This is a genomic window from Microvirga sp. 17 mud 1-3 (genome assembly GCF_003151255.1).
GTDB lineage: Bacteria > Pseudomonadota > Alphaproteobacteria > Rhizobiales > Beijerinckiaceae > Microvirga.
The window spans coordinates 4,371,205-4,383,137 of the sequence record NZ_CP029481.1; the positions used below are offsets into that span (position 1 = coordinate 4,371,205).

Annotated in this window: 9 protein-coding genes; 4 read left to right on the forward strand and 5 right to left on the reverse strand. The window is 67.6% G+C overall.

Going from position 1 to position 11,933, the window contains the following annotated elements; translation table 11 throughout:
• Positions 1-132: 132 nt before the first annotated feature.
• From hslV to C4E04_RS20600, 3 genes are all read left to right on the forward strand, one after another.
• On the forward strand, positions 133-663 hold the full coding sequence (hslV, locus tag C4E04_RS20590) for an ATP-dependent protease subunit HslV (protein ID WP_109600550.1): 531 nt from the start codon (positions 133-135) through the stop codon (positions 661-663).
• Positions 660-1,970 carry an ATP-dependent protease ATPase subunit HslU gene (gene hslU / locus C4E04_RS20595; protein ID WP_109600553.1) on the forward strand — a complete coding sequence of 437 codons (1,311 nt, stop codon included), beginning with the start codon at positions 660-662 and terminating at the stop codon, positions 1,968-1,970. Before hslV ends, hslU begins: the two co-directional genes overlap by 4 nt.
• A gap of 287 nt (positions 1,971-2,257) precedes the next feature.
• On the forward strand, positions 2,258-3,373 hold the full coding sequence (locus C4E04_RS20600) for a UdgX family uracil-DNA binding protein (protein WP_109600556.1): 1,116 nt from the start codon (positions 2,258-2,260) through the stop codon (positions 3,371-3,373).
• On the opposite strand, the gene C4E04_RS20605 is transcribed toward C4E04_RS20600, so the two are convergent.
• Complete coding sequence (locus C4E04_RS20605) at positions 3,297-4,616, reverse strand: sodium:proton antiporter (protein WP_109600559.1); 1,320 nt, start codon at positions 4,614-4,616, stop codon at positions 3,297-3,299. The genes C4E04_RS20600 and C4E04_RS20605 overlap by 77 nt on opposite strands.
• A 174-nt stretch (positions 4,617-4,790) precedes the next feature.
• On the opposite strand from C4E04_RS20605, the gene C4E04_RS20610 reads away from it, so the two are divergent.
• Complete coding sequence (locus C4E04_RS20610; protein WP_109600561.1) at positions 4,791-6,926, forward strand: transglycosylase domain-containing protein; 2,136 nt, start codon at positions 4,791-4,793, stop codon at positions 6,924-6,926.
• Between the two features lie 109 nt (positions 6,927-7,035).
• Here C4E04_RS20610 and C4E04_RS20615 read toward each other — a convergent pair whose 3' ends face one another.
• The 4 genes from C4E04_RS20615 to C4E04_RS20630 all read right to left on the reverse strand — a co-directional run bounded on the left by C4E04_RS20615 (position 7,036) and on the right by C4E04_RS20630 (position 11,726).
• Positions 7,036-7,500, reverse strand: a complete 465-nt coding sequence (locus C4E04_RS20615; protein ID WP_109601394.1) for a GNAT family N-acetyltransferase — start codon at positions 7,498-7,500, stop codon at positions 7,036-7,038.
• A gap of 16 nt (positions 7,501-7,516) precedes the next feature.
• Positions 7,517-8,713, reverse strand: a complete 1,197-nt coding sequence (locus C4E04_RS20620; RefSeq protein WP_109600563.1) for a multidrug effflux MFS transporter — start codon at positions 8,711-8,713, stop codon at positions 7,517-7,519.
• A gap of 98 nt (positions 8,714-8,811) precedes the next feature.
• Positions 8,812-10,731 (reverse strand): potassium transporter Kup, encoded by a 1,920-nt coding sequence (locus tag C4E04_RS20625; RefSeq protein ID WP_109601396.1) that lies wholly within the window; start codon positions 10,729-10,731, stop codon positions 8,812-8,814.
• 251 nt (positions 10,732-10,982) lie between these two features.
• The gene (locus C4E04_RS20630; protein ID WP_109600565.1) at positions 10,983-11,726 is read right to left on the reverse strand and encodes a M48 family metallopeptidase; all 744 of its coding nucleotides are present in this window, start codon (positions 11,724-11,726) and stop codon (positions 10,983-10,985) included.
• Between the last annotated feature and the right edge of the window lie 207 nt (positions 11,727-11,933).

An 11,933-nucleotide genomic window follows, 5' to 3' on the forward strand; every position in this document is an offset into this window, starting at 1 on the left:
GCAATGAGGTGATGGGGCCTTCTATCAGCGTGGCGGCCGAAACGCCACCCGCGTTGCTTTTGCGGCGAAGATGATTAAGTCAGTCCCATTCCCCGCCGGAGCGATCCTTTGTCCGAGACAGCCTCTCCCACCATGCATGCCACCACGATCCTCATGGTCCGCAAGGGCGGCCGCGTCGTCATCGGCGGCGACGGACAGGTCAGCCTGGGCCAGACCATCGTCAAGGGCAATGCCCGCAAGGTGCGCCGCCTCGCCAAGGGCGGCGTGATCGGCGGCTTCGCGGGCTCGACCGCCGATGCCTTCACGCTGTTCGAGCGGCTGGAGGCGAAGCTGGAACAATATCCGGGCCAGCTCACCCGCGCCTGCGTCGAGCTGACCAAGGACTGGCGCACCGATCGCTATCTGCGCCGCCTGGAGGCCATGATGCTCGTCGCCGACAAGGAGGTGGGCCTGCTGCTCTCCGGCGCCGGCGACGTGCTGGAGCCGGAAAACGGCATCGCGGCCATCGGCTCCGGCGGCAATTACGCCCTCGCGGCCGCGCGGGCGCTCGCCGATTCGACTCAGGATGCGGAAGCCATCGTCCGGCGGTCCCTCACCATCGCGGCCGAGATCTGCGTCTACACCAATTCCAACATCGTCATCGAAACGCTGGAAACCGAATGAACGCCTTCTCGCCCCGTGAAATCGTTTCCGAACTCGACCGCCACATCGTCGGCCAGTACGAGGCCAAGCGCGCGGTCGCCATCGCGCTGCGCAACCGCTGGCGCCGCCAGCAGCTTGAAGGGTCGCTGCGCGAGGAGGTGGCGCCCAAGAATATCCTGATGATCGGGCCCACCGGCTGCGGCAAGACCGAGATCTCCCGCCGCCTGGCGCGGCTCGCGGGCGCACCGTTCCTGAAGGTCGAGGCGACGAAGTTCACGGAAGTGGGCTATGTGGGCCGCGACGTGGAGCAGATCGTGCGCGACCTCGTCGAGGTCGGCATCGGCCTCGTGCGCGACGAGCGGCGCAAGCAGGTCCAGGCCAAGGCGCATCTCGCCGCCGAGGAGCGCGTGCTCGACGCTCTCGTCGGCACCACGGCCAGCGCCGCCACGCGGGACAGTTTCCGCCGCAAGCTGCGCGCCAACGAGCTCGACGACAAGGAGATCGAGATCGAGGTGCAGAGCGGCGGCCAGCAGGGCATGCCCATGTTCGAGATCCCCGGCATGCCGGGCGCTTCGGTGGGCGCGATCAATCTCGGCGACATGTTCGGCAAGGCCTTCGGCGGCCGGTCCAAGACGCGCCGCACCACCGTGCGCGAGGCCTACGAGCCGCTGGTCACGGAGGAATCCGACAAGCTGATCGACCAGGACGCCATCGTGCAGGAGGCGATCCGGCAGGTGGAGAACAACGGCATCGTCTTCCTGGACGAGATCGACAAGATCTGCGCCCGCGAGGGCCGCGCCAGCGGCGACGTGTCCCGCGAGGGTGTGCAGCGCGACCTGCTGCCGCTCATCGAGGGCACCACGGTCGCGACCAAATACGGGCCGGTGAAGACCGACCATATCCTGTTCATCGCGTCCGGCGCCTTCCACGTCTCCAAGCCCTCGGACCTGCTGCCCGAGCTGCAGGGCCGCCTGCCGATCCGCGTGGAGCTGTCGCCGCTCACGGTGGAGGATTTCAAGCGCATCCTCACCGAGACGGAAGCGAGCCTCATCAAGCAATCCGTCGCGCTCATGAAGACGGAAGGCGTCGAGCTCGTCTTCACGGACGATGCCGTGGATGCCCTGGCCCAGGTGGCCGTGGAGGTGAACAATTCCGTCGAGAATATCGGCGCCCGCCGCCTCCAGACGGTGCTGGAGCGGGTCCTCGATGAGGTCTCCTTCACGGCGCCCGACCGTTCCGGCGAGACCGTGACGGTCGACGCCGCCTATGTGCGCGGCGAGGTCGAGAGCCTCGCCAAGAACACGGACCTGAGCCGGTTCATCCTGTAACCGCTGCTCGGCATTTCCCTCTACGAAAATCCCCGGGACCAGCCCGGGGATTTTCGTTTTGCAGCGCTGTGGTCCCCAAGGCCTGGATGGCCATGACGGGGTGAGAGGAAGGGCGCTGGCAACGCCACCCTTCACCTCTTCCAAGATAGGCACTCCGCCCTCTGCGACCTCGCGTCCTCCCGGAAAGGCTCGTCGCGAACCTCTCTCTTTGCTAGAACAAATAAAGAACGAAAAAGTTATTCGCAAAGGCCTGTCGTAACCGACACGCAGGCTGAGGGAGGATCGTCATGGCGCTTCACTGCGTCACCCTCGAGGAGGGCGCCGATCTGGAGGGGTTCCGGCGGGCGGTGCGCCAGCTGATCGCCGAGGAGCTGGCGCCGCAGCATGTGACCTGGGTCGTCGCGGCGCCCGACCTGTTCGGGGAGCGGGATGAACAGGAGGGCGAGGCGCCGCCGGTCGCCCTGCCGCGCAGCGTGGGCGAGATGATCGGTCTCGTCGTCCGCCACAACGACCCGGAACGTTATGCGCTGCTTTATCAGCTCGTCTGGCGCGTCCTGAACGGGGAGCGCGAACTCCTGCACATCGAGAGCGATCCGCTCGTGCACCGGCTCAACGGAATGGCCCGGGATGTCCGGCGCTGCCTGTCGCAGGATGCCGCGAGCGATGGCCCGATCCAAACCGGGCTCCGGCGCGTTGACCGGGAGGATGAGCAGGAGAGCGCCATGCCGACCAGAAGCAAGCCCGAAACCGAAGACCCTAGGGATACCGAAGACCCTCGGGATCATGAGCCGAAGACCCTGAAGGAGCTCAACGCCGCCATCGCGGCCGCTGGGCCGCTGGTGCCGGGCGCGACCCAGGCGGTGTTCGGCGAGGGCCCGGCTCATGCGGATATCGTGTTCGTCGGCGAGCAGCCCGGCGATCAGGAGGACCTGCAGGGACGTCCCTTCGTGGGGCCTGCGGGCCGGCTGTTCGACAAGGCCATGAAGGAGGCCGGGATCGACCGGGACAAGGTCTATCTCACCAATGCGGTGAAGCACTTCAAGTTCGAGCAGCGCGGGCACCGGCGCATCCATTCCAAGCCCACGGCCGGCGAGGTGAAGCATTACCGTCCCTGGCTGATGAAGGAGCTGGAGTTGGTCAGGCCGAAGCTCGTGGTGGCGCTCGGCGGCACCGCCGTTCTGGCCCTCACCGGCAAGCAGACGCCGATTTCCCGCTCCCGCGGGCGGGCCCGGTTCGGGGACCTGAACGGCTACGTGACCGTGCACCCCTCCTATCTGCTGCGCCTGCCGGACGAGGAGACGCGGCATCAGGCCTATGACGCCTTCCTCAGGGACCTGGCCCATATCCGGGATCTGGCGAAGGCTGATCCGCGGACGGGCGAGCTTCCTCTCGCGGCCGAATAGGCGGCGCCTCGGCGCGGGCGCGCCGGCGGCGGTCGAGATGCGCCATGGCGGGCGTAACCGTCACGCCGTGCAGGAGAATGGACACGAGGATGATGAGCCCGGCCGTGCTCCAGACGAGGTTGGGCGCCTCGAAGGCGCCGTTCTGCATCGCGTAGGCGAGATAATAGATCGAGCCGATGCCGCGGATGCCGAAGAAGCTGATGAGCAGCTTCTCGTCGGCGGGCCTCGCGAAACCCAGAAGGCTGATCCAGCCCGCGAGGGGCCGCACCAGGAAGATCGCCAGGAATGCGAAGAGAATTGCCGGCCAGGTGAGAGCCGCAAGAAGGTCCGCCCCGGTGATTGCCCCACCGAACAGGACGAGCAGCATCATCATGAGCAGGCGCTCCAGCTCCTCGGCAAAATCGTGGAGGCGGCGCTGGTACGGATGCCCGGCCTGGGTGGCGCGCAGCGCGAGCGCCGACACGAACACCGCCACGAAGCCGTAGCCCTTCGCCATCTCGCACAGACCGTAGACGAGGCACGTGATGCCGAGCGCCACGAACCCCACCCCGGTGCGGGACAGGCGGGCCCGGTTGGGCAGATGGAAGGTGAGCCAGCCCAAGGTCCGCCCGGCGAGATAGCCGATCCCGACACCCACGGCGATTTTCCAGGCCACCGCATAGGTGAACCATGTCGCGAGGGCGGAAGCGTCCGCCTCGCCCGTGAGGGTGATTGCCAGCAGCACGAACGGGAAGGCGAGCCCGTCGTTCAGGCCGGCTTCGGACGTGAGCGCGAAGCGAACCTCGTCCTCCTCACCGCTGCCGGGCGGTCCCACTTGCACGTCGCTGGCGAGGACCGGGTCGGTGGGCGCGAGTGCGGCGGCCAGAAGCAGGGCGGTGGCCGGGCCGAGTCCCAGGAGATTCCGGCCCAGCAGGGCCAGGGCCGCGATGGTCAGCGGCATGGCGATGCCGAGGAGACGCCAGGTCGCCCGCCAGCGGAACCAGTGGAACGGTCGGTCGATCTTCAGCCCGGCGCCGAGCAGCGCGATGATGACCACGAGCTCGGTCAGGCGCTCGACGATTTCCAGGCGCTCGCCCGGATGCGGAATGGTGCCCGGCACCTGCGGGATCGCGAACAGCACCGCGCCCAACGCGACGCAGACGATCGGCAGGGTAAGGGGCAACTCCTTGAGGACCATCGGAAGCCAGGCGGTGAGGAGCACCACCGCGCCGAAGCCAGTCAGGACGACGATGTAGGAGTCCATGGGGAAGCGAACGCCCCGCAAGCTCGGCAGTTCCCTTACGGCGCCTCCCCAGGGCGGCTTTCGCGGGTCCGCCCGTGTGAATTTTCGCTTAACCGCCCCTTAAACCGCCACATTTACCGTGCTCCACAACAGGCGAAGGCCGGAGCATGCCGGCCGCATGAAACGGGGTAAGACGTGGCGAACGGACGCGACCGGCGCGAGCCGTCCTTCGAGACGCCGGAGACCGATGCGGGGGCGTTGGATTTTCGCCTTTCGCCTGAGGATCGGGCAGGGGGCCGAATGGGGCAGAAACGGGCTTCTCAGGGCGGGGGCGCATCGTCGCCTCGCCGCGCGCCGCGAACCAAGAAGGCCAAGCGCCGCCGGGGCGGCGGGTCCATCCTGCGCCGGCTGACTTATGGCGCCGTGGTCCTGTGCCTGTGGGGCATCATCGCGGTCGGCGGTGTCGTCGCCTATTACGCCGCCCAGCTTCCGCCCATCGACCAGCTCGCCGTGCCGAAGCGGCCGCCGAACATCGCCATCATGGCGAGCGACGGCTCCCTTCTGGCCAACCGGGGCGAGACCGGCGGGCAAACCGTGGCCCTCAAGGAGCTGCCGCCCTACCTGCCGAAGGCCTTCGTGGCCATCGAGGACCGGCGCTTCTACGACCATTTCGGCGTCGACCCCATCGGTATCGCGCGGGCTGTCTTCCGTAACGTGACCAATCGGGGAGGCCTGCAGGGCGGCTCGACCCTGACCCAGCAGCTCGCCAAGAACCTGTTCCTGACCCAGGAGCGCACCGCCTCGCGCAAGATCCAGGAGGCGATCCTGGCCCTCTGGCTGGAGCGCAACTACACCAAGGACCAGATCCTCGAACTCTATCTCAACCGGGTCTATTTCGGCGCCGGCGCCTATGGCGTGGAGGCGGCGGCCCAGCGCTATTACGGCAAGTCCGCCCGCAGCGTGTCCCTGTCGGAGGCCGCGGTGCTCGCGGGCCTCGTCCAGGCGCCCTCGCGGCTCGCGCCGAACCGCAACCCGGAGGCCGCCCAGGCCCGCGCCGAGCTGGTGATCGCGGCCATGAACGAGCTCGGCTTCATCACGCCGGGCATGACCAAGACGGCCCTCGGCGCCCCGGCTCAGCCCGTGCGCCAGCGCGGGGCGGGCTCGGTGAACTATGCGGCCGATTACGTGATGGACGTGCTCGACGATTTCGTCGGCACGGTCGAATCCGACATCGTGGTCTCGACCACCATCGACCCGGCCATGCAGAGCGCGGCCGAGCGGGCGCTGGTGGACGAGCTCGACGCCAAGGGGCAGAAGTTCAATGTCAGCCAGGGCGCCTTCGTGGCCATGCAGCCGGATGGGGCGCTGAGAGCCCTCGTGGGCGGGCGCAACTACGAGACGAGCCAGTTCAACCGGGCCACCGCGGCCCGCCGCCAGCCGGGCTCTGCCTTCAAGCCGTTCATCTATCTCACGGCCGTGGAGCAGGGCCGCACCCCCGACGACGTGCGCGACGATTCCCCGGTCAATTACAAGGGCTGGACGCCCGAGAACTACGACCGCAAATTCCGCGGACCGGTGACGCTGCGGAACGCGCTCGCCCTGTCCCTCAACACCATCGCGGTGAAGCTCAACCTGGAGGTCGGGCCGAAGGCCGTGGTGCAGACCGCCCAGCGGCTCGGCATCACGTCGCCGCTCCAGGCCAACCCGTCCCTGGCGCTCGGCACCTCCGAGGTCACGCCTCTGGAGCTGGTGAGCGCCTATGCGGCCTTCGCCAATGGCGGCACCGGCGTCATCCCGTACGTCATCACCCAGGTGAAGACGACGGACGGCAAGGTCGTCTACCGGCGCCCGGCCGGCGGCGGCCTCGGCCGCGTCATCGATCCCGGCGCCGTCGCCATGATGAACGAGATGATGCACAACACCTTCGTCATCGGCACGGCCCGGCGGGCGCAGATCCCCGGCTGGGACCTGGCCGGCAAGACCGGCACGACCAACGACTACAAGGACGCCTGGTTCATGGGCTTCTCCGGGTCGCTGGTGGCGGGCGTCTGGCTCGGCAACGACGACGGCGCGCTCACCAAGCGCGTGACCGGCGGCAACCTGCCGACCGAGGTCTGGCACAATTTCATGAAGGTGGCCCTGAAGGACCAGAAGCCTGTGCCGCTGCCGGGCAGCGAGTACTTCCAGCGCGCGCCTGCGGACGTTCCGGTCGCGAGCGCCGGCGAGCTGCCGAGCGGCGCCGTGCCGCGGGAAAGCGGCTGGATCCAGCCCCAGCCGGCCCGCCACGGCTCGCGGGAGAAGAACTTCTTCGAGAAGCTGTTCGGGCTCTAAAGCATCGGACGCAGAAGCCGGAACCGGTTTCGCGTGGAAAGATGCTCATAAACAAGACCTGGAGTTCCGGGCGTGAGATCGAGCTCACGCCCGAGCCTTTAGAGGCCCGTCAGGCTTTCAGCACCTTCGTCATGTAGATCCGCCGGAGGCCCTTCTCGACGGCCCGGTGGGTCTCGACGAAGCCGAGGCGCCCGTAGAGGGCGATGTTCTCGGTCATGGCTTCGTTCGTGTAGAGGCGTAAGGTCCGGACGCCGGTCCGGCGGGCCTCCGCCTCGGCGAAATTCAGGAGCATCCGTCCGTAGCCGCGCCCCTGCGCCCGCGGATCGACCGCGACATTGTCGAGGAGAAGGGCGTCCCCGTCCGGGATCAGGACCACGAGGCCGCGGACGATCCCACCGTCGACCAGCACATGGACGCGGCCATCCGCGATGAGGATTTCGTAATCGTCCAGCATCGGCCCCGGCTTCCGCCCGATGCGAGGAATGTAGGGAGCATAGGCGGCCTCTACGATCGCCTCGATCGCGGCCCGGTCTTCCGGGCCGGCCTGACGGATGAACGCGGAAGCCGGTGCCATGGTCATGCCTTTCCGGTCATGCGGCCTCGGCCCGCCTTGCCCGGCCCGTAGCCGCGAACAGGGCCAGCGCCAGGGTGCCGGTCCCCGCGATGGCGAGGGGCAGCGGCAAGGCGGAGGCGCCGAGATTCTGGCCGAGTACGATGCCGAGGATTGCCGCGAAGGTCATCTGGCAGATGCCGAGGAGCGAGGAAGCGGCGCCCGCCCGTTCGGGGAAGGGCATCAGGGCCGAGGCCATGGATTGCGGCATGGTGAGGCCGACCCCCACCGCATAGAGCGCCATGGGGCCCGTGACGGCCATGAAGGAGCCGATCTTCAGCGTGACCAGGAGCAGCATCGTGAGCCCGCCCGCCGCCAGGCATGACACGCCGATCCGGATCGTGCCGTCGAGGCCCCGTGGCCCCACGAGCCGCTGGGCCAGGAACGTGCCGGCGATATAGCCCAGCACCATGAAGCCGAACGAGAAGGCGTAAGGAAGCTGGCCCAGGCCGTAGACGCCCTGGAGCACGAAGGACGAGCCGGAGATGAACGCGAAGAGGCCGCCATAGGTCAGCATGGCGAGACCCACATAGACCCGGTAGCCCGGATGCTTCAGCAGGGTGCGAAAACCCTTGAGGATGGCCGGAAACGAGACCGGGTGCGGAGATTTCCGGCGGATCGGCTCGGGCAGGCGCCAGGCCACGGCGGCCGCGAGCACTCCGCCGCCCAGGATGGTGACGATGAAATTCATGCGCCAGCCGCCCGCCTGGGTGACGAGGCCGCCGATCACCGGTGCCACGGCCGGGACGATCCCCATGATCGTGCCCATACGCGACAATTCCCGGCCCGCGCGGGGGCCCTCGTAGAAGTCGCGCACGATGGCGCGGGCGAGCACGATGGGGCCCGAGGCGCCCAGCGCCTGCACGAAGCGGGCCGCGATCAGAGTCTCGATGGACGGGGAGACGGCGCAGACTAGGCTCGCCAGGGTGAAGAGCCCGAGCCCGAACAGCAGGACCGGCTTGCGGCCGACCCGGTCGGAGACAGGCCCGTAGACGAACTGCCCGGCCGCGAATCCCAGGAGGAAGACTGAGAGGGTGAGCTGCGCCTGGCCGGTGCTCGCCCCGAGCTCCGCCGCGATGCTCGGCAGGGCGGGCAGGTACATGTCCGTGGAGAGCGGCCCCAGGGAGGTGAGGAACGCGAGGAGGACCGTCAGGGCAAGGGTGTCGGGCTTGAGCATGGGAGTGCGGATCGGCCCGTGTCGGAACGGAAATAACAGGCTTTCGGGCCAGATGCTCTAAGCCGAAACGGCGGACCTGTCATCCTCCGGCCGGTGGCTTACACCGTCACCTGCGTCCCGACCTCGAGAACCCGCCCGGTCGGGATGCGGAAGAAGTCGGTGGCGTCGCTCGCGGATTTGGCCAGGCCGATGAACAGCTTGTCCTGCCAGAGCGGCATTCCTCCCTGGACGGCCGGACGGAGCGACCGGCGCGACACGAAGAACGACGTTGCCATGATGTCGAACTTGAAGCCCTGCTTGCGCAGGAGTGCGAGCCCATGGGGAATGTCGGGGGTCTCCATGTAGCCGTAGGCCATTGTCGCCCGCCAGAAGGACTCGCCGATCGGCTCGATCCCGACCCGGTCCCCGTCCTCCAGGCGCGGCGCATCCTGGATGGTGACGGTCAGGATCACGTTCTGCTCGTGCAGGACCTTGTTGTGCTTGAGATTGTGGAGGAGGGCGGACGGCGCGGTCTCCGGGTCGCTCGTCAGGAACACGCCCGTTCCCTTCACCCGATGGGGCGGGCTCTTCTCCAGCATCTTCACGAGATCCAGGAGCGGCACGTCGATCTTGCGGGTCTTCTCGAACAGAATCCGGGTGCCGCGCCGCCAGGTTCCCATGACCACCATCAGCGCCGCCCCGACCACGAGGGGCATCCAGCCGCCCTGCGGGATCTTGAGGGCATTGGCCGCGAGGAAGATCGTATCGACGACAAGGAACGGCACGATCACCGTCACGGAGGCCGCAAGCGACCAGCGCCAGAAGTACCGGACCACGAAGAACGCCATCACGGTGGTGACCACCATGGTCCCCGTTACGGCAAGGCCATAGGCATGCGAGAGGGCGCTGGACGTCCGGAAGATGATCACCAGGAAGATGACGGCCGCGAGAAGCAGCCAGTTCACCCGCGGCACATAGATCTGCCCGCGCTCCTTCTCGGAGGTCCAGCGGATCTCCATCCGCGGCAGCAGGCCGAGCTGGATCGCCTGCTGGGTCAGGGAAAAGGCGCCCGTGATCACCGCCTGGCTGGCGATGATGGTCGCCACCGTCGCCATTCCGACCATGGGCAGGAGCGACCACGCCGGATAGAGCAGGAAGAAGGGATTCTCGAGCGCCTCGGGAGCGGCCAGGATCAGGGCTCCCTGGCCGAAATAGTTGAGGGCAAGGCACGGCAGGACGAAGACCAGCCAGGCGAGCTGGATCGGGCGCCGGCCGAAATGGCCGAGATCCGCATAGAGCGCCTCCGCGCCCGTCACGGCCAGGAAGACCGCGCCCAGGGCGAAAAGGCCCGCCGTTCCGTGGGTGGCCAGAAACACGATTCCGTAGGTGGGGCTCAGCGCCGCCAGGATACCCGGCTCGTCGGCGATGTGCCTCAGACCTCCCAGGGCAAGGAGCACGAACCACAGGACCATGATCGGGCCGAACCAGGCGGCGACTTTTGCGGTGCCGCGGCTCTGCACGGCGAAGAGGGCGACGAGGATCCCTAAGCTGATCGGCAGCACGTAGGGCTCGAAGGCGGGTGTTGCGAGGTTCAGGCCTTCCACGGCCGAGAGCACGGAGATCGCCGGCGTGATGATGGCGTCGCCATAGAACAGCGCCGCGCCCAGCATCCCGAGAAGGGTGATGACGAACACGTTGTGCCCCAGGGCGCGCTGGGCGAGCGCCATGAGGGTGAGCGTCCCGCCCTCGCCGTTGTTGTCCGCGCGCAGGATGAACAGCACGTACTTGATGGAGACGATGACGATCAGCGCCCAAAGGATGAGGGACACGATGCCGAACACCATCTCGCGGGTCGGCGCACCGCCGGCTGCGGCGGCCGAGAGGGATTCCTTGAGGGCATAAAGGGGGCTCGTCCCGATATCCCCATAGACGACCCCCAGGGACCCAAGGGCGAGCGTCCAGAACCCGGAGCCGTGCGTTTTGGTCGGTATCGGGGCGGATTCGGGGAGGTCCGGGTGGTCCTGCGCAATCGCCGGCATGGCTTCGACCTGCTTGAGGCGCAAAGAAAGCTCAGCCGTGCGGGCTTAAGGCCGGGCTGGTCCGTCGTGACTTAAGAAAAGCATTCGCCTTCCGGCTCTCGGAGCGATGAAGCCGCATCGTGGCTGTCCTCGCGACGGACGCCAGGAGAGCCGCGGCTCGCCCGATGCAAAGACCGTGTTCCCGCGCCGTCACGGCGCAGGGATTTAGGTCTGCTGCAGTGCAAAATCAACTGTCCGAAAGGAGGGGACCATCACCCGAAGCGGTGCAGGGCGCTGCCGTAGGTCTTGAGCCAGGCCTCGGCCTCCTCGGTGCGCGGGCAGAGGTCGTGGGTGAGCTTCCAGAACCGGTGGGAATGGTTCAGTTCGCGCAGATGCGCGACCTCGTGGGCCGCGAGATAGTCCAGCACGAACGGCGGCGCCATCACGAGACGCCAGGAGAAGCTCAGGGCCCCGCTTGCCGAGCACGAGCCCCAGCGGCTCTTGGTGTCGCGTACGGTAATTCGCTTCGCCTTGACGCCGAGGGCGGCGGTGTGGCGCTTCACGGCCTCGGCGAAATCGCGCTTCGCCTCCGCCTCCAGGAAATCCTGGACCCGGCGAGCCACGTGCGGCTGCTCCCCTGAAACGGCCAGGATCGGGGTGCCGTCGGCGGTGCGGATGGCTTGGGTTGTTCCCCTAATGTTCGACCAATGAACGATCCTGTGGGGCACGCCGCGCAGGGGCACCAGGGCACCCGGCTCGAAGAGCACCCGCATGGGCACCTTGGCGAGACGCGTGGCGATCCAGCCGCCATGGCTGTCGGCGAAGCGTTGCGCGATGCCGAGGTCGGTCCGCTCCGGAATCGTCAGCACCACCTCGCCGGTCGCGTTGGACACGCGCAAGGTGATCCGCTTGGCGGTGGGCCGGCGTTTCAAGGCCACCTTGAAAGCCTGGCCGTCGTGGGAAACTTTGAGATGGGGAGGGTCCGCAGGAACGCGGCGGAACAGGGCGAATCTCATGTCGGCAATCTGCCCCGAAGGGGCAGAATTGTCAGCGCAGCCGTTTGCCGCTCCTCCTGCGACGCCAAATCCGGGCACCGGGTCTTGACGCCTCCAGGAGTCCCACCACAGCCGTAATTGTCCCGTTTCGGCCATCCTGTCCTACTGATTCGGCGGCGCCACCGCGGCGGAGCGACGTGACGAAAGAGCTCCCGGATCGGCGCCGTC